General features: G+C 46.3%; 18 protein-coding genes. 8 read left to right on the plus strand and 10 right to left on the minus strand.

What is annotated here, in order from left to right; all coding sequences use genetic code 11:
* Nucleotides 1–211: 211 nt before the first annotated feature.
* The 6 genes from F0U83_RS15335 to F0U83_RS15360 form a co-directional block, all read right to left on the minus strand.
* Entirely contained in the window at nucleotides 212–829 is a 618-nt protein-coding gene (locus F0U83_RS15335; protein ID WP_138988208.1) for a protein-methionine-sulfoxide reductase heme-binding subunit MsrQ, read from the minus strand.
* Nucleotides 820–1,818 (minus strand): protein-methionine-sulfoxide reductase catalytic subunit MsrP, encoded by a 999-nt coding sequence (gene msrP / locus F0U83_RS15340; protein ID WP_138988207.1) that lies wholly within the window; start codon nucleotides 1,816–1,818, stop codon nucleotides 820–822. The genes F0U83_RS15335 and msrP overlap by 10 nt, the downstream gene beginning before the upstream one ends.
* A gap of 65 nt (nucleotides 1,819–1,883) precedes the next feature.
* Nucleotides 1,884–2,645, minus strand: coding sequence for a CDP-diacylglycerol--serine O-phosphatidyltransferase (gene pssA / locus F0U83_RS15345; protein ID WP_138988206.1), 762 nt, complete (start codon nucleotides 2,643–2,645; stop codon nucleotides 1,884–1,886).
* Between the two features lie 92 nt (nucleotides 2,646–2,737).
* Entirely contained in the window at nucleotides 2,738–3,133 is a 396-nt protein-coding gene (locus F0U83_RS15350) for an acyl-CoA thioesterase (protein WP_138988205.1), read from the minus strand.
* Between the two features lie 142 nt (nucleotides 3,134–3,275).
* The gene (gene ilvN / locus F0U83_RS15355; protein WP_138988204.1) at nucleotides 3,276–3,767 is read right to left on the minus strand and encodes an acetolactate synthase small subunit; all 492 of its coding nucleotides are present in this window, start codon (nucleotides 3,765–3,767) and stop codon (nucleotides 3,276–3,278) included.
* Between the two features lie 2 nt (nucleotides 3,768–3,769).
* Complete coding sequence (locus F0U83_RS15360) at nucleotides 3,770–5,491, minus strand: acetolactate synthase 3 large subunit (protein WP_138988203.1); 1,722 nt, start codon at nucleotides 5,489–5,491, stop codon at nucleotides 3,770–3,772.
* Between the two features lie 69 nt (nucleotides 5,492–5,560).
* Between F0U83_RS15360 and F0U83_RS16985 the strand changes: the two genes are divergently transcribed.
* Complete coding sequence (locus F0U83_RS16985; protein WP_211354938.1) at nucleotides 5,561–5,704, plus strand: hypothetical protein; 144 nt, start codon at nucleotides 5,561–5,563, stop codon at nucleotides 5,702–5,704.
* A gap of 169 nt (nucleotides 5,705–5,873) precedes the next feature.
* Nucleotides 5,874–6,140, plus strand: coding sequence for a hypothetical protein (locus F0U83_RS15365; protein ID WP_138988202.1), 267 nt, complete (start codon nucleotides 5,874–5,876; stop codon nucleotides 6,138–6,140).
* 4 nt (nucleotides 6,141–6,144) lie between these two features.
* On the opposite strand, the gene F0U83_RS15370 is transcribed toward F0U83_RS15365, so the two are convergent.
* The gene (locus F0U83_RS15370; protein WP_138988201.1) at nucleotides 6,145–6,984 is read right to left on the minus strand and encodes a 23S rRNA (adenine(2030)-N(6))-methyltransferase RlmJ; all 840 of its coding nucleotides are present in this window, start codon (nucleotides 6,982–6,984) and stop codon (nucleotides 6,145–6,147) included.
* A 109-nt stretch (nucleotides 6,985–7,093) separates the two neighbouring features.
* On the opposite strand from F0U83_RS15370, the gene F0U83_RS15375 reads away from it, so the two are divergent.
* The 5 genes from F0U83_RS15375 to F0U83_RS15395 are packed head-to-tail and all read left to right on the plus strand — an operon-like array spanning nucleotide 7,094 to nucleotide 12,472.
* Entirely contained in the window at nucleotides 7,094–8,056 is a 963-nt protein-coding gene (locus tag F0U83_RS15375) for a lysylphosphatidylglycerol synthase transmembrane domain-containing protein (RefSeq protein ID WP_138988200.1), read from the plus strand.
* Nucleotides 8,053–9,090: a glycosyltransferase family 2 protein gene (locus F0U83_RS15380; protein WP_138988199.1), complete on the plus strand. Its 1,038-nt coding sequence runs from the start codon at nucleotides 8,053–8,055 to the stop codon at nucleotides 9,088–9,090. The genes F0U83_RS15375 and F0U83_RS15380 overlap by 4 nt, the downstream gene beginning before the upstream one ends.
* Entirely contained in the window at nucleotides 9,083–10,648 is a 1,566-nt protein-coding gene (locus F0U83_RS15385) for an ArnT family glycosyltransferase (RefSeq protein WP_138988198.1), read from the plus strand. Before F0U83_RS15380 ends, F0U83_RS15385 begins: the two co-directional genes overlap by 8 nt.
* On the plus strand, nucleotides 10,641–11,471 hold the full coding sequence (locus F0U83_RS15390; protein WP_170221861.1) for a phosphatase PAP2 family protein: 831 nt from the start codon (nucleotides 10,641–10,643) through the stop codon (nucleotides 11,469–11,471). Before F0U83_RS15385 ends, F0U83_RS15390 begins: the two co-directional genes overlap by 8 nt.
* A gap of 2 nt (nucleotides 11,472–11,473) precedes the next feature.
* Nucleotides 11,474–12,472: an NAD-dependent epimerase gene (locus tag F0U83_RS15395; RefSeq protein ID WP_138988196.1), complete on the plus strand. Its 999-nt coding sequence runs from the start codon at nucleotides 11,474–11,476 to the stop codon at nucleotides 12,470–12,472.
* 29 nt (nucleotides 12,473–12,501) lie between these two features.
* Here the strand turns inward: F0U83_RS15395 and F0U83_RS15400 are convergent, their stop codons facing one another.
* Complete coding sequence (locus tag F0U83_RS15400; protein ID WP_138988195.1) at nucleotides 12,502–13,284, minus strand: response regulator; 783 nt, start codon at nucleotides 13,282–13,284, stop codon at nucleotides 12,502–12,504.
* A 264-nt stretch (nucleotides 13,285–13,548) separates the two neighbouring features.
* On the opposite strand from F0U83_RS15400, the gene F0U83_RS15405 reads away from it, so the two are divergent.
* Entirely contained in the window at nucleotides 13,549–14,313 is a 765-nt protein-coding gene (locus tag F0U83_RS15405; protein WP_138988194.1) for a helix-turn-helix domain-containing protein, read from the plus strand.
* Nucleotides 14,314–14,364: 51 nt separating this feature from the next.
* Here F0U83_RS15405 and iaaH read toward each other — a convergent pair whose 3' ends face one another.
* Together iaaH and clpB are read right to left on the minus strand one after the other, a co-directional pair.
* Nucleotides 14,365–15,927, minus strand: a complete 1,563-nt coding sequence (gene iaaH / locus F0U83_RS15410; RefSeq protein WP_138988193.1) for an indoleacetamide hydrolase — start codon at nucleotides 15,925–15,927, stop codon at nucleotides 14,365–14,367.
* Nucleotides 15,928–16,089: 162 nt separating this feature from the next.
* Complete coding sequence (clpB, locus tag F0U83_RS15415; protein ID WP_138988192.1) at nucleotides 16,090–18,669, minus strand: ATP-dependent chaperone ClpB; 2,580 nt, start codon at nucleotides 18,667–18,669, stop codon at nucleotides 16,090–16,092.
* Nucleotides 18,670–18,687: the final 18 nt, after the last annotated feature.

Genomic DNA, 18,687 nt, shown 5'->3' on the forward strand with positions numbered 1-18,687 from the left:
TTTTTGAATCATTTTGCTGCAACGCTTGACTTAGCCTTCAATAAACAAATACTTAAAAATCATTAATTATCAAGTACTTATTTATCAAACCCTTCCTGCCCAAGTTCGCCTGTTTGGCGCTCTCTGCCGGAAGAGGTGCGCATTCTACAGACACCCCAAAAAGTGTCAACACCTTATTGATAAAAAGTAACGAAAAATATGAAATATTTACCTAGAGCACCGATTTTGTTTGCGATGGACCCCACTTCAGGGACATACGCTCGACAAGAGCCCCACTTAGCAAAATTCCAAATACAATAGCATCCAGATAATCAGCCCGGATCATCCAAATAATATGCCCCATGACGAGAATAGATATAACAAAAACTAACCGATGCAGCATCTTCCAGCTTTTACCCAAACGACGCTGCATACCTTTTGTGGATGTCACCACCAAAGGAATCAACAAAAGTACAGCTAAAGCCCCCATAATAATATACGGTCTCTCACTTAACTCTTGAAATAGCAAATCCGCACGCCACCCCACCATGAATGTCGCGAATGCTACCAAGTGCAATATGGCATAGAAAAAGCCATATAATCCCAATAGCCTACGAAATCTGATAAGCCAACCTAGCCCTAAACGCCGCTTCAGAGGAGAAACCCATAAGTCCACCCACAAAAAGATGGCCGCCCAGAGACCTAGCTCCAACACTATCTCTTTAGCAGGGTCTGCACCTAACCTATTTGTCGCCGCATCGTATATCAGCAACACCAACGGCAGCAGAGACCCCAGAAAAACACCCCACCATAAAACTCGGCTATTCTTTGGATTTATCCTCAAAACCATTTTCGAAGATCCATCCCCGAGTAGAGATGCGCAACCTCGTCGCCATAACCATTAAATGGCTGCGTATCTATAATGTTTGGGGAGAATAGAGACGATGGTAAGCGGCGCTCTGTTTTCTGAGTCCAGCGAGGATGATCCACACCCGGATTCACATTGGCGTAGAATCCATATTCTTTCGGTGCAGAACTATTCCATGTCGTGATAGGCATTTCCTCTGTAAAACGAATTTTGACAATCGATTTAATACTTTTAAATCCATACTTCCAAGGAACAACCAAGCGAAAAGGCGCTCCATTTTGAGGCGGCATCGCTTGTCCATACAAACCTGTAGCCATGAAGGCCAGAGGGTTCATGGCTTCATCAATCCTTAACGCCTCAACATAAGGCCAGTCCAGAGTACTGAACACACCTTTTTGGCCTGGCATCTGCTCTGGCGCATAGAGCGTTGTAAACTCCACGTACTTAGCCTTACTGTTTGGCTCAAACCGCTTCAGCATATCGGCCAAAGGTATACCAATCCATGGAATCACCATTGACCACGCCTCAACACAACGCAGACGATATATGCGCTCTTCCATCTGATAAGGACTCAGCAAGTCCTCTAATGCGAAAACACCCGTTTTTGCCGCTTCACCTTCTATCGCAACGGACCACGGATCCGTCTTAAACCCTTGTGCTCTTCGACTAGGGTCCTGCTTTGATAAGCCAAACTCGTAGAAGTTGTTATGCGTGATTATATTTGAATAAGGAGCCAGCTTTTCCTGTGTTGAAAACGCCGCATTCTTCTTAGCATCATTTAGAGCTGAACGCATCCAGTCGGGCCCTAGATAACGCGGAGCCTCGCTTTCCAGCTCATAAGCAGCCAATGCTGATAGAGGACTTACCGCAAGGGTCGCAGCCACCCCTTTCATAAATAAACGACGCTGCTGGTAGACAGACTCAGATGTAATTTCTGAGCTTTTAATGGTATCTGGTTTTTTAATCAACATAGGAAGCCCCACTACAGAAAAGCTGTAATAGAGCTTTAGACCTTAATACCTAAAAAAATTCCCCATCAGGCCTTCTTGCGCTTACGCCATAGCCAAAACATAGGACCAGAAATGCTATAAGCCAGAAAGAGCAACCAAAGGAATAAAGAAGGCTCTATGGAGATGACGCCAACCAATAAAACAATACCTGCCAATATTACGAAGGGCACCTTGCCCTTGAGATCAACATCCTTGAAGCTGTAGTAAAGCGCATTAGTAACCATCATCACCCCGGTCAAGGCCACATAGAATGCAATCAGATAAGCGAAAGGCTGGGGATCAACACCATACTCTGTTGCCGCCCACACCAAACCAGCTACCGAGGCTGCTGCAGCTGGGGACGGAAGCCCCATAAAATAGCGCTTATCCAATGAACCAATTTGTGTATTAAAACGAGCAAGCCGTAAAGCAGCCCCAGCTACATATATAAAAGAAGCAAACCAGCCTATCTTACCGATATCTCCTAAGACCCAACTAAAAGTCACTAGCGCAGGAGCAACACCAAAAGAGACCATGTCAGATAATGAATCATATTCAGCTCCGAAGGCACTTGATGTATTGGTCATCCTTGCGACACGGCCATCCAACCCATCAAATACCATGGCTACAAAGATCGCTATGGCCGCTGCTTCAAACTGGCTATTCATACCAGCTACTACGGCATAAAAGCCGGAAAATAAAGCGCCCGTCGTAAATAGATTCGGTAGCAAATAAATACCACGACGCGGTTTTATATTTTCTTTAGGCTCTTCGTTACTTCCAACAACAGGCTTCTGATCTTCGCTCATAACATCACTATTCTATATATGGAGCATTGCATTCTACAGAGATGCTCTCTGATACGGTAGCCCATCCTACTCAGCAACAGCCACCAGAAACACTACGTAAACAAAGCTTCAACTTCAGCAGGAAGAAACGGGCGCCCTTTCTGATTAAGTGCAACCCCCACCACTAAACCTTCGACACAGACTTTCCCATCGGACTCACGAACAACCCTTTGCCGAAATCCAAACTTCACCTTACTCAAACGCTCGACTGCAACCTCAACCCAAAACCCATCCCCGCTCATGAGGGAACTTTTATAGTCAAGCTCCGAACGAATCACAACTAAGTTCACCCCCTGCTTAGACAGCGCAGCAAAATCAACACCTTTTGACAATAGAAACTCATGACGCGCATGCTCCAGATAATTAAAATAAACGCCATTATTAACAATACCTTGCATATCTAATTCGTAATCACGAACTTTTAACACCAACCTAAACAACTCACCCATACTGCTATCTCCTTATTAAAACCATTATGCTATTTAGCGTTATCCATTAAGAGACTTTTACTACGTAAACACCCTATTTAACATATAGCAGAAACAAAAAAGCCGCCCTAAAGAGAGCGGCTTTTCTACAGAACATCGACTGCTATAAGCTCAGGACCTTTTCACCACGAGCAATACCAGAAACACCCGAACGCACAACTTCCATAATGCTGGTCGTCCCTAATGCGTCAATGAAAGCATCCAATTTCGCACTAGAACCTACCAGCTGAACCGTATAGGTATTAGGTGTAATATCAATAATTTGCCCGCGAAAAATATCCGCTGTACGCTTAACCTCAGCACGGAAAGCACCCGACGCTTTGAATTTAATCATCATAAGCTCACGCTCAATGTGATCACCCTCCGTCAGGTCGACAACTTTCACAACATCAATCAACTTATTGAGCTGTTTAGTAATCTGCTCAATAACACGGTCATCACCCAACGTTGTCACGGTCAAACGAGAAAGCGTTTCATCATCTGTTGGCGCGACGGTTAGTGACTCAATATTGAAGTTACGCTGAGAAAACAAACCTACAACACGAGATAATGCTCCCGGCTCATTCTCAAGAAGAACAGAAATGATATGACGCATCGTTAAGTCCTCTCCGTTTTGCTCAGCCACATATCACGCATAGAACCGCGAGGCACCTGCATTGGATATACATGCTCAAATGGGTCAACAGCGATATCCATGAATACCAAACGATCTTTCAGAGAAAACGCTTCTGTCATCGCAGCTTCTAAGTCAGCATAATGATCAACTTTCATACCGATATGACCATAAGACTCCACCAGCTTCACAAAGTCTGGGAGCGACTGCATATAAGATTGCGAGTGGCGAGACTCGTAGTTCATATCCTGCCACTGTCGAACCATACCTAAAGACTGATTATTCAAGCAGATAATCTTAACCGGCAGATCGTACTGTTTGCAGGTAGATAACTCCTGGATATTCATCTGTATGCTACCTTCACCCGTAACACAGGCGACATCAGCATCAGGGAAGTTCATTTTAACGCCCATAGCTGCAGGTAAGCCAAAACCCATCGTCCCCAAACCACCGGAGTTAATCCAACGATTCGGTTTATTAAACTTGTAATACTGAGCAGCAAACATCTGATGCTGACCTACATCCGAACAGACATAGGCATCACCACCGGTTACTTTGCTTAGCATTTCAATAACTTGCTGCGGTTTCATCTTTGCAGAATCATCCGTACGGAAGAGACCACCATGGCGAAGGCGCCACTCATCAATCTGTTTCCACCAAGCCGAAATCGCTTCTTTATTAGGCTCTTTTTTGCTGGACTTCAGCAACTGTAGCATCTCTTCCAAAACAGCTTTAGCAGGCCCAACGATAGGCACATCAGCACGCACTGTCTTCGAAATCGATGCCGGATCAACATCGATATGAACAATTTTAGCTGTCGGGCAAAACTTATCGACACCATTGGTTACACGATCGTCAAAACGCGCGCCAATAGCTAAAATCAAATCACTGTGGTGCATCGCCATGTTAGCTTCATAGCTACCATGCATTCCCAGCATACCGATGAATTGGCGATCCGTACCCGGATACCCACCTAGACCCATTAGCGTATTCGTGACTGGGTAGTTCAAAGCTTTTGCCAGCTCGATCAACTCAGCGCTAGCTGCACCCATAATGACACCGCCACCCGTGTAGATAACTGGGCGCTTGGCTGCCAACAACAGATCAAAAGCTTTTTTGATCTGTCCACTATGCCCCTTAGAGACAGGGTTATAAGAACGCATCTTAACTTGCTTAGGAAACTCGTAGGCAAAGCGATCGGTGGGAGTCGTCATATCCTTTGGAATATCAACAACGACCGGTCCCGGACGACCCGTTTCCGCTAAATGAAATGCCTTACATATAATCTCAGGGATATCTTCGGGCCTCTGTACGCTAAAGCTATGCTTAACGACAGGACGGGAAATCCCAATCATATCGGTTTCCTGGAAAGCATCCTCACCAATCAGATGGCTCATTACCTGACCGGTAAGTACCACCATTGGGATTGAGTCCATGTAAGCGGTTGCAATGCCTGTTACCGCATTTGTTGCACCTGGCCCTGATGTCACCAACGCGACGCCAGCCTTACCGGTAGCACGCGCATAAGCATCCGCCATATGAGTTGCAGCTTGCTCGTGGCGCACCAGAATATGTTCGACTTCCTCTTGCTGGAAAATTGCATCATAGACATGAAGCAAGGCCCCGCCTGGATAGCCATAGATATATTTCACACCCTGATCTCGCAGGGCACGAACAACCATTTCTGCGCCTGATAGTAATTCCACTTTATTACCCTCTAATCGACACCGACCCTTGCCGGTGAGTAAACAGTTCAGAGATTCTGCAAAATGAACATGTCCACGCTACCCCACCCTGATGATGCTGGGATAACAGAAACCACAAGCACACCACTGTGTTATGGCCCACGTTCGGATGAATGCTGGCTAAGGATCGCTAAACCGGCAGACCTTCTGAGACTTAAGCTGGGTAGTGCTTAGTTTCGCCGTTTGATTCGGGGTTTCCTACTACAAACGAGCGAAGAAAAATAGCGCGACATTCTCGCATTTTGCGCCTCATTGTTCAACTGCAGCAAAACATTCACACAGAGCGGATGCACATAGACGAAAGTCAGGTTATATTGTGTGGAAAAAATGCTGGAGAAAAATCATGAGCGTTATACAAGTAAAAAACAAAGAGCGCGTCATCAATGAACTAATGCTGTTTATTCGCAAAGTTTTTGCTGAGCCGGAAATTTGCACCATTGCCAAGGAAATTACGCGAAAGCATATGAGCTCGCCCAACGCCGCCGCTCTGATTGCAGAGGAGTTATCCGCCACTACTAACGTCAAGATCCCTCTTGAGCATAGCGAAGCGGATGACCTGTTTCTTGATCTATTGATAGATATTGTTAAAGACGAGACAGCACTGTACTAAGCCGCTACTCCGGCACGAGCCACTCACTCAGTGGCTCCTTAGCGCAAACATGCCCCAGAAGTTGACGTAGCCATGGAGTGACTGATTGAATCTTCTCATCAATCTGCCAAGGAGGATTTACTAATAGCATTCCGCTACCAAACATGCCACCGACAGCCTCGGGCTTTACCCACAATTCAGAGCAATAGATACGTCTAATGCCTGACTTTACTATCACAGCCTTCATCTCTTTATGCAGTTCTGCTGACAGCAGCGGATACCAAATAGCAAAACTCCCATTCGGCCAACGCTTGTGCATTTGCACAACCTTCTTTGCGACCTGCTGATATTCCGTTTTTACCTCATAAGAGGGATCAATCAATACCAAACCTCTATTGGGCTTCGGCGGTAACAGCGCGAGCACACCCTCATAACCGTCCCTCTGATGAACAGCCACATTTTCATCCTGATAAAAATATGCTTTCAGCTTGCGCACCTCTCCCGGATGAAGCTCCATAATAGCCAAACGATCAGCATCTCTTGATAACGCTTTGGCAATGGCAGGCGAGCCAGGATAAAACGCTAGATTGTTATTTGCATTAGCGTTTTTTATCAGCGACATGTACCCCGTCAATTCAGCCGGTACTTTTTTAGCACCCCAGAGCTTAGCAACGCCTTCCTGAAACTCACCTGTTTTTAGCGCTTGCTCATCTGACAGGTCATAAAACGCACACCCTGCATGAGTTTCGAGATAACTCCAAGGTTTAGATTTGGCGTTCAACGACTCCAATATCCAAGTCACAATAAGGTGTTTATGCACATCGGCAAAATTACCTGCGTGGTAGCCGTGTTGATAACTCAGCAAAATCGCGCTCCAAGATCAATTCTTTAGCGTATTATCGCTGCCATCTGCCGTACGCAAAAGGTATAATCGCCAACTTTATTATTTTTTGTTCGGATCTTTGTCCTTTTTCATGCAAACACCTTCAACTGACACCCCTTCTTCAAGAAAAAAGCGGTTATCCTGGCTGGCTGGCGGATTGATCTTCGTAGTGATGCTGATCGCTGTTGAAGCACTTGTTGGCTGGCAAGCGGTGCTAGCACAGTGGAAATCCGTACCCCTCAGCACACTCATACCCGCATTACTACTCTTTGCTCTAAGTTATCTATTAAGAGCTATTCGTATCTACGATTTATGCCAACCCGCTCTGAAAGGTCGCTTGCTAAGCGTTACCAAGTTGAGCGTATTACACCTCTACGCCAATAATATGCTGCCTATGCGACTAGGCGAAGGGTTGTTCCCCATTCTGATGAAACGTTATTTTGGTGTGGGTATTGGCGAAGGTATTGCTCGCTTAATCTGGTTAAGAGTATTGGACCTGCTTATTGCCGGAGCGCTTTTGACTATAACCTTTGGTTATTTTTTCCCACTCTTTTCTATAATCGCCTTCTGCGCCGGTGTCAGTTGTTTGCTGACGGCTATCGCCCTGTATCGATTTAAAGGCAAACGCTGGATGCAATCCCACAGACTCTACCCAAAGCTCGAGCCTGTCATTAACAAGCTGCGCATCACAGCACCCCAGTCTATGAATCAATTCATCCGTGTCGTGGGATGGACCTTTTTATCATGGGGCAGCAAACTAGCGGCCTTAGTTATGGTCACACAAGCGTTACAATCATTCTCTACCTTTGAGGCGCTAGCAGGGGTGCTCGGTGCTGAGCTGAGTAGTATTTTACCTATACATGGAATCGCAGGTAGCGGCAGCTTTGAAGCTGCATTTATGGCTGGCCTTGCACCGCTTGGTTTATTAAGCTCAGAGATTCTGGGCTTAGCCGTAAACCTACACCTCTTTATTTTGGGAGCAACGTCGCTGTTTGCTCTGATTTGTTTTTGGATTCCCGTTGCTAAAGTAACGCGAGAGGAGATCACTAAATGACTGACACTATCGAAGCTCATGCTCAATCAGCTGAGGGGCTATCCTCCGTTGAAAAACATCCCTGCGATCAGAGCCTCTCCGTTGTTGTACCTTTTTTCAATGAGGAAGAAAATATCCGCCCTTTCATGGAAGAGGTACACGCAGCCCTAAAAGACTACCCCGGGAAATGGGAACTTATCGCGGTCAACGACGGTAGCCGAGATCGTACTGCGTCCGCGCTTGATGCAGCAGTTGCGGAGTATGGCAGTCACGTTCATGTTATCCACTTCGCCCGCAACTTTGGCCAGACTGCTGCTATGCAGGCAGGTATCGATGCTGCCCGCGGCGAACTCATTGCAACCCTTGATGGTGATTTACAGAACGATCCTGCTGATATCCCTAAACTCATCGTTGCGCTTGAAGAGCGGGATTTAGATATGATCAGCGGCTGGCGTAAAGATCGCCAAGATGCAGCGATCAAGCGTAAACTCCCCTCCCGCATTGCCAACTGGCTTATCCGAAAAAACACCGGTGTTTATGTAAACGACTACGGCTGCAGTTTGAAAGTGTACCGCTCATGGGTCATAAAACAGGTACACCTCATGGGAGAGATGCATCGTTTCATTCCAGCCTGGGTTGCCTGTGTAACGTCTCCTGACCGCATCAGCGATATGCCGGTTAACCACCGAGCTCGTCAGTTTGGCACATCAAAGTACGGAATCTCCCGAACGATTCGTGTGATTCTGGATCTATTAGCGGTGTTCTTCTTTATGCGCTTTTCTCGCCGCCCGGGTCACTTCTTTGGATCAATCGGTTTATTTCTCGGCACGATTGGCGGCCTGATTCTTACTTACCTATTTGGTGTCAAGATTTTCATGGGGGAGGATATCGGTAATCGTCCATTACTATTTACCGGCATATTATTTGTGATGACCAGTGCCCAATTGATTACAACCGGCGTTCTTGCGGAAATTCTTACACGCAGTGCTGCACCCGTACAGATGCCCGTTCGCCCATCAACCAACCCACCCGCAGAAAGAGGCTGGAGTGAATAAAACGCCACCTGTATCAGCAAGCTTACCGTTCCTTTTATCTACGCCAGTACTTATTGTACTGGCGCTGGTAAGCGCATTTGGTTATGCGGCATGGTTGCCTCTATTTGACCTAGATGAAGGGGCCTTCACAACAGCTACTCGCGAAATGCTGGAAACCGGCAATTGGGTTTCCACCTACATGAATGGTGTGCCAAGACACGACAAGCCCATCATGATCTATTGGCTACAGGCAATAAGCGTTTCTGGCTTCGGCCTAAATACACTGAGCCTTCGTCTGCCTTCTTGTTTAGCTGCGCTTGGATGGATTTGGATAAGCTACCGCTTTGTTAAAGAGCAACGTAACGATACAGAAGCCAGAGCAATGGTGTGGCTGTTGGCTGCTCTGCCTCTGGCCAGTGTCATATTCAAAGCCGCTATAGCGGATGCACTACTTAATTTCTTATTATGTGCAGCCTTCTTTGATATCTACCGCTACTACCAGACACCATCAACCAAGCGACTGGTATGGATCAGCATCTGGCTAGGTTTAGGCTTTTTAACAAAAGGACCTGTTGCCTGCGCGCTCCCTCTGAGCGCCAGTTTAATTTTATTTGCCTCAGAAGGACGCTTCAAAGACTGGCTCAGAGCCATCTTTCACCCCATTAGTTTGACCATTTTTATCCTAATCGTGCTGCCTTGGCATATTGCTGTTTACATCGATCAAGGTTGGGAGTTCTTCAGAGGTTTCTACCTCAAACACAACATCGACCGCTTTAGCAGCACAATGGAAAGCCATGGCGGCAACCCCTTTTATTACGTCGTCTTACTCCCCCTTCTGCTGCTACCCTTTACAGGACTGATCTGGCCGGTTATTAAATCGCTCTTTGTACAACGCCCCCGTGGATTAGAACTTTATCTACTCACGTGGTTTTTACTCGTACTCGCCATTTTTTCTTTCTCAAAAACCCAGCTTCCCCACTATATTCTCTACGGCATTACACCTGTCTTAATACTGATGGCAAGACATCTATGCCATGCTGGTCGCTGGTCGCTGGGGGCTCCCGCTTTGGGCTTATTACTCTTTAGCCTTCTGCCACTGCTCTTTACGTATGCTGCAGACCAATCCAATAAGCCGTTTGACAAAGCCGTGCTACTTTTAGCAGCACAGGAGTACACCCTTGTCTTTAAAATCCTCTCTGTAGCGGGGGTTGCATTAGCTATCTCACTGCTGTTACTCAAACGCTTTAATACCCCAAGCCGTTTATTGGCAGGTGCCGCAGGCTGCATGCTTTCTTTCAACTTTCTGCTACTGCCGCTCATTGGCGCTGCTCAGCAAGAACCAGTTCGCGAAGCCGCACATATGGCGAAGAGCTTAGGGGGGCCAATCGTCACATATGGAATCAACATGCCTAGTTTTTCAGTTTATATGAACCAAATTGTAACTCGACGCGCTCCTCAGAAAGGGGAGATGGTATTAACGCGGGTCGCCCAGAAAGAGAGCCTTTATGCGCTAGACCCAAATGCATCCTTTAGCCTACTTTTTAGCAAGGGCGGCGTGGAGCTGTATCGTTATGATTAAACGTATCGACAACTTCTTAACAAGCGATCAAGCGCGCTGGCCTAAACGGCAGCCCTTTGATGAACAGCTTTTAAAAGTTGCACTCATCGCCTTAGCAATAGGTACGCTACTGCTCATGATCGATGGGCTATCGACTGGTTTTGACTTCGTACAGATGTTGAGCCTAATGCTCCCCCCTATCCTTTGGGAACACATTACATTTATGGGAGACACCTTAGTTGTCCTCACCTTAGCCCTGCTATTTGCTTTTCGTTATCCTCATCTACTACTTGCTCTGCTACTTACAGCCATTATTGGCACATTAATTACCCATGGCATTAAGCCTTGGTTAGCGACCCCAAGACCACCGGCCATTTTGGAACCCGGAACATTTCAACTAATTGGTTCCAGTATTAGCAAAAAGAGTATGCCTTCTGGACACACGTTGACGGCTTTTGCCGCTGCAGGATTATTAACCCGTCTTACAGCAGACCGTGCTCTACAATATCTGATCTTGATAGCAGCATGCTTTGTTGGTTGGTCTCGCGTTGCCGTCGGAGTACATTGGCCTGCCGACGTTTTAATGGGTGCTGCGGGCGGACTGATATCTGCTTGGGCCGGGCTGAAACTCTGTGACCGCTGGCAGCATCGTTTTCGTGGATGGGGTTATTTAACGCTACTAGGCATTCATGGATTATGTGCCATCGCCCTTTTAGGGTACAACGGCGGAATGCCCCATACAGGTCTTTTCAGCTTATTGACAGGTCTTATCTGTCTTGGGTTTAGTTTTTATCAGCTTAGTCTTCGCGGCTTTGCTCCGAAGATCCATCTTTTCAGGAGATAACAATGAGATTTTTAGTGACAGGCGCTGCTGGTTTTATCGGTTTTCATATGTCACTTCGTCTTCTGAAAGAAGGGCACGAAGTGGTAGGGCTGGATAATATCAATGACTACTATGATCCAAAACTCAAAACGGATCGTTTAGCCATGTTAGAACCCTTTAGTCATTTTACTTTCCGTCAGTGTGATTTAGCGGATAAAGAAGGGGTTGAAAAAATCTTTCAGGAGGCACCGATCCAACGTGTCATCCATCTTGGTGCACAAGCAGGCGTAAGGCACTCTCTTAATAAGCCATTTGACTATGCCAGCTCTAACTTGGTTGGCACATTAGTTATCCTTGAATGCTGTCGCCATTTTAAGGTTGAGCACCTAGTCTATGCATCATCCAGCTCTGTCTATGGTACGAATACGAAGATTCCTTTTTCAACCACCGACAGTGTTGACCATCCTGCATCTCTTTATGCGGCAACAAAGAAAAGTAATGAATTAATGGCTCACAGCTATTCACATTTATATAACATCCCGACAACAGGCCTGCGCTTCTTTACGGTATACGGGCCATGGGGGCGGCCTGACATGGCACCTATGCTATTCGCTAGCGCTATCTCTGAGGGCCGCCCTATCAAGGTGTTCAATCATGGAAAAATGCGTCGAGATTTCACATATATTGATGACATCATTGAAAGTATTTTCCGCATCCAGAACATCATCCCTCAAGCCAACCCAGACTGGTCAGGAGAAGCCGATGAAAGCGCAGCGCCTTATAAGGTTTACAATATCGGAAATAATCAACCAGTAGAATTAGAAAGCTTTATTCAACATATGGAAACTGCATTAGGCATGAAAGCCGAAAAAGAGTATTTGCCTATGCAGCCGGGAGATGTGGTAGAAACGTTTGCCGATATAGATGCTTTAAGCGCAGCCACAGGTTTTAGCCCAAGCACCCCAATTGACCAAGGCATCGAGCGCTTTATTGAGTGGTATCGCGACTATTACTCTGCCTGAGAAAAACACAGATTAATAACACCAGCGTCTTAACGGACGCTGGCAATATATTTTGATAGGTGTGCCATCTTATCGGGGTCATCATCAACCAGCGCTACTTTGATGTTAATAAACGCAGAGTCTATTCGAGGCTCCGCTGCTTGTAGCATCTGCACATATCCATTTACACGCGCTACACTATCACCCGATAGCTGTTCAATATCTATAACAGCTTGATCCAAGATTTGAGGGAAATTCCCGTCATTTTTCACAACAACTAATACATCTTTAAGGCTCAAGTCTTTAATCGCACATTTATAAACTTGATCACGCACACGTAAATGCGCCAATCCTTTCGGCTTCGGCATATTTTTTGGCGTAACGGCTTCTTTTTTCTGCTCAGCCTCCAGCATTTTAGCCGCCTGAGCCTGCTTTACGGTGTTGGGAGCCACTGACTTCTTACCGAGGAGTTTTTGCATCTTTTGCACTAACTGCTCGCTGGTAAATGGCTTACCCAAGTAGTCATTTACGCCCGCCTGAATCGCTTTTAGCACATACTCTCGCTCCCCCCTGCTAGTAACCATCAAATAGGGGACCGTTTTGTACTGAGCTTGAGCTCGCGTCCACTGCAAAAGCTCTAAGCCACTCATTTGTGGCATCTCCCAATCACACAACACAATATCGAACGTTTCCGCCAACATAAGCGTTTGAGCTTCTTTGCCGTTATAGGCCGCTTTGACAGTAAACGACGGAAAAGCCTCGCTGACTATCTTTGTCACGTGCTCACAAATAAACTTGGCATCATCAACAATTATTACATTAAGATTCTTCATTCACTCTACTCTAAAATCTGTCTCTCCATAGAACAGACTACCACTGAGAGGGTCAGCCGTTTCATCTACTTAACATAGGCTAAAGCTACGATCTTCGCCACTACAACAGACAGTTAGCACAAGAAAGTACGGAAAAGAGCCATTTCTGCAGACCTTAAACAACCACCTCCCCAGAAATGAGGATAGTACAGCCGAAATTTAGCCTGTATAAAAAAGGTAGGCCATACATATAATAACAAAGGCTCTAGGACTCAGAACAATACGATGATCAACCTTAGTGCGCATGAACTTAGGCTATTTGAGCGAATACTTGAAGGGCTGACACACAATTTAGATAGCCAATCTATTCGCTTAAATGCTGCTCTAGATTTACTACAGTTGCTCAATGCAGACCACTACGCCTCTTTTGTGTGGTCCACACGTCAAAAAGCTTTCGTCGATGGACTAGGCCTTAATATGTCCGAGGACAACCTTCAAAGATATCATGAATATTATCAATTTAAGGACCCGATCACTCACCAACTTCAAGCTTTTCGTAGAGCAGTCTCCGTCAATGAAGTCATGGAGCAAAAAGAACTTATTAAAACAGAATTTTATAATGACTTTTTGCGAATTGATGGATTGTACTGGGGTATGAACTTATACGCCTACAACGGCTCGGATAATATTGGAGATATGCGCATCTGGAGACGAAAAGAAAAAGGAAGCTTTTCCAGTAAAGAACTAAGTATCCTCAATATGCTCAGAAGTGTGTTCGAGAACTCATTACACCATAGCCACCTCCACCTTGCCCATGATGCCAACTTTTTGTTCTCTAACGAGGCATTAATGCACAAATTCCAATTAACACCTAGGGAAGCAGAGATCACACGCGCTGTTTTTGAAGGAAAAATGGACGAGCGTATTGCAGCCGACTTAAACATATCTTTTTCAACGGTGCGTACTCACCTCAAGAATATTTATCGAAAGCTCGCAGTCTGCAATAGAGCTTCTCTCGTCAACCTAGTTCTTGCCCACCAGCAAACATAGCCAAATAAAAAGCGCTTGGTCTCAAACGCTTTTTATTGGCACGCTCTTAAGCTAATCTAAATCTGGAGCTGGCAACATAGGCAACGCAGCTGTCACACTCATTGCGATAGCTAATAACGCTCTATCCGAGTGTGCTGGCCCACCTAATTGCATTCCCATTGGAAGCCCCTCTGAATTCAAGGCAACAGGGAAAGCAACACCCGGCAACCCTGCATTACTATCTGGATCGGTATTTCGAATATAAGTACCAAATGTATTTACGATATCTCCGTTTAATTCTACACCAGTGAGTAAGCCTTCTGTTTTACGAGAAGGTAACGGCGTGGTTGGGATCAACATCGCGTCCAATTGATTGTCATCATAATAGCTTTGGAAAAGTGCTTGCAGAGCCGGGCGATACGTTCGTATCGCATCTTGGTAAACGCTTTCAGGTATGAGGCCATCTGCTACGCCATCTTTATTCTCATCAACCGTTGTCAACGTTGAAAATAGGCCGGCGACATCAGGGCTTGCGGTCATAGCTGCTAGCTCACTAAATGTTACACCTGTGTTGTAGATATCCAAATAGCGAGTGAGGCCTTCAACCGCTTCATAGAGCACAACCGGAAACCCTACTTTCTCATTGAGTTCTGCAACACCTAGCATATCCACTTCCACCAATGACGCACCAGCATCGCGTAAGGTTTGAATAACACCTTCCGCTGCAGCGGCCATTTCTGGATCGAGATTTTCGTAATAGTAAGAACGCGGCACGCCAATGCGCAAAGTGTTGAGCGCCTTTGAAGGCACCAACTCATTTTCACCTGTAATAACAGAATCCAAGATAATTAAGTCTTCTACGCTTCGTGCTAATGGACCTACGGTATCTCTCGTATGAGAGATAGGTGTCACACCTTCTTGAGCATAACGCCCCATTGTCGGGCGCAAGCTATATACACCGTTCAATGCAGCAGGAATACGAACAGAGCCTCCAGTATCTGTACCTAACGCAGCAACCGCCATACCAGCAGCCAATGCTGCTGCACTTCCTCCACTACTCCCCCCAGCGGTGTACTCTGGTTTATATGGGTTACCTACCGCTCCATATTCGGCGTTATCAGATGTAATGCCAAATGCCAGCTCATGCATGTTAACCTTACCAAGCACAATCGCACCCGCATCAACAAGAGCCTGTGTGGTAGGAGCGTTCTCAGAGGGGATAAAGCTAGAAAGGGCTGGCGTACCTGCGGTATTTCGCAAACCAGCTGCATGAATATTATCTTTTAAGACAACAGGAACACCAAAAAGGGCGCCCTGAGCATTGCCTGCTGCATATATTTCATCCAATTCAGACGCTTTCTTTAATGCGCCTTCTTCATCTAGGGATATAAATATATTCAGGTTTTGGTGTTTCTTAGCTTGATTAATTAAGGCTTGCGTAAGCTCTACGCTCTTTAAGTTTCCTGACTTTATCTGCGACACTGCCTGACTGGTAGTGAGCTTAATAAGCTCAGCGTGAGTCCATACTTTGCTCTTGTCACTCTTACTTGAGGCGTTACACCCCACCAAGAAACTCATGCTAGGTACGGTTAAGGCTGCTACTAATAGCAACTGAGGACACTTCTGTATTTTCATTCTGTTTCTCCTGTCTGGAAAAAACAGTGTGTATTAACAGAACTTTTCAACACATCCCCAAGATTGGGTAGGCATATTCAGATATGCTGTTTGTGCACTTTGGACTATGCAGAAAAAAGCCCGCTACGATAAGCGGGCTTTGGATGATTCCTATAACATCATCTATCGAAAGATAAACTCACCCGCTTCCACATCAACGCCGACTTCATCTCCTGGAGCATATTTACCAGCCAGCAACGCTTGAGCCAGCGGGTTTTCAATCCATTGCTGAATGGCTCGTTTCAAAGGCCGTGCTCCATAGATAGGCTCAAAACCAACGTCCACCAGCTTATCCATGGCGGTGGGTGTCAGAGTTAAGGTTAGGTCCCGCTCAGCTAGACGCTGGCGTAAACGTTCTAGCTGAATAGCAGCAATACCCGCTACCTGATCTTTACGCAGGCTGTGGAATACGACGACTTCATCTATACGGTTGATAACCTCTGGACGGAAGTGGTTACCTACCTCCTCCATGACAGCGCGTTTCATTAGGTCGTAATCGTCATCATCACTAAAGCTTTGAATCAAGTGCGAGCCTAAATTTGATGTCATCACCACAATGGTGTTTCTAAAATCAACGGTTCGTCCTTGGCCATCCGTCAGCCGACCATCTTCCAACACTTGAAGCAGAATATTAAAGACATCAGGATGTGCTTTTTCTACCTCATCCAATAGCAGCACAGAGTATGGCTTACGGCGTACAGCCTCTGTTAGGTAGCCGCCCTCCTCATATCCTACATAACCTGGGGGCGCACCGATTAAGCGGGCAACGGAATGTTTCTCCATAAACTCTGACATATCTATGCGTACCATTGCCTCTTCCGTATCAAACAGATAACTGGCTAAGGCTTTACATAGTTCGGTTTTACCGACGCCGGTTGGCCCTAAAAACAGGAAACTTCCGTTTGGACGATTAGGATCAGCTAAGCCTGCCCGCGAGCGTCTTACCGCATTAGATACGGCAACAACGGCTTCAGATTGGCCCACCACGCGATCATGTAGCGCATCTTCCATGCGCAGTAATTTCTCACGTTCCCCTTCAAGCATTTTGCTCACAGGAATGCCTGTCCAGCGGGATACGACTTCTGCCACCTCTTCTTCCGTCACTTTGTTACGCAGCAGCTTGTTATTATCCGTACCCGCTTCTTCTGCCTCACTGGCTACCGCTAACTGTTTCTCTAACTCAGGAATACGTCCATACTGCAGCTCGGACATTTTTTGCAAATCACCTACGCGCCGTGCTTGCTCCATCTCGATACGCGCCTGATCCAGCTCCTCTTTTACCTTTTGCGAACCTTGCAGAGCGGCCTTTTCCGCTTTCCAGATCTCATCCAGATCAGCAAACTCCCGTTCTAAGCCACTAATGGTTTTTTCCAGCTCATCCAAACGTTTACGCGCGGCTTCATCTTTCTCTTTTTTCAGCGCTTCACGTTCCATTTTCAGCTGGATTAAGCGGCGCTCTAAACGGTCCATATCTTCGGGCTTAGAGTCCATCTCCATACGTATTCGGGATGCCGCCTCATCAATGAGATCTATCGCTTTATCTGGCAACTGACGATCAGTAATGTAGCGCTGTGATAGTTTAGCCGCAGCGATAATTGCAGAGTCGGTGATATCAACACTGTGATGAATTTCGTAACGCTCTTTCAAGCCACGAAGAATCGCCACTGTGTCTTCTTCGCTAGGTTCATCCACCAGCACTTTCTGGAAGCGGCGCTCCAATGCAGCATCTTTTTCGACATATTGGCGATACTCGTCGAGTGTCGTGGCACCAACACAGTGTAACTCACCTCTTGCCAGCGCAGGCTTGAGCATATTGCCCGCGTCCATGGCTCCTTCGCCTTTACCGGCACCCACCATGGTGTGTAACTCATCGATAAAGAGGATTACTTGCCCTTCTTGCTTGGATAGCTCATTAAGAACAGCTTTGAGTCGCTCCTCAAACTCACCGCGGAATTTGGCGCCAGCAATCAACGATCCCATATCCAGCGATAACACCTTCTTGCGCTTGAGGCCTTCCGGCACTTCTCCGTTGACAATTCGCTGAGCTAACCCTTCGACAATGGCGGTTTTACCGACACCTGGCTCACCAATCAAGACAGGGTTGTTTTTAGTGCGGCGTTGCAACACTTGAATCGTACGACGTATCTCATCATCTCGGCCAATCACAGGGTCCAACTTACCCGATTCAGCACGCTCAGTCAGATCAATACAATACTTATCTAGCGCTTGGCGGTTACCCTCAGCATTTGGATCATTCACGTTCTCGCCTCCTCGCATCTGCTCAATCGCCTGCTCTAAGGCGGCCTTTGTCACACCCGCAGCTTTTAAGGTTTTTCCTGCGTCCGTTTTATCCTCCAGCATCGCAAGTAAGATCATTTCACTGGTGACAAACTGATCTCCTCGTTGCTGAGTAAACTTATCAGCTAAGTTAAAAACACGCGCCATATTTTGCGATAAGCGAATTTCGCCATCGGGTGATTGCACCTGAGGTAGGCTATTTAACGCCTCTGCAATACTTCTTTGGAGTGTGGTCTGCACCGCTCCAGCATGAGACAGCAGAGGTCTGACGGAACCATCATGCTGTTCAAGAAATGCCGCTAACAAGTGTATCGGCTCTATAAAGTTATGATCTTTACCAATAGCAAGCGACTGTGCATCAGCCAGCGCCTCTTGGAGTTTTGACGTAAATTTATCAGGTCGCATAGATATTCATCTCCTACG

Origin of the sequence: Neptunomonas concharum, assembly GCF_008630635.1 — a bacterium.
GTDB lineage: Bacteria > Pseudomonadota > Gammaproteobacteria > Pseudomonadales > Balneatricaceae > Neptunomonas > Neptunomonas concharum.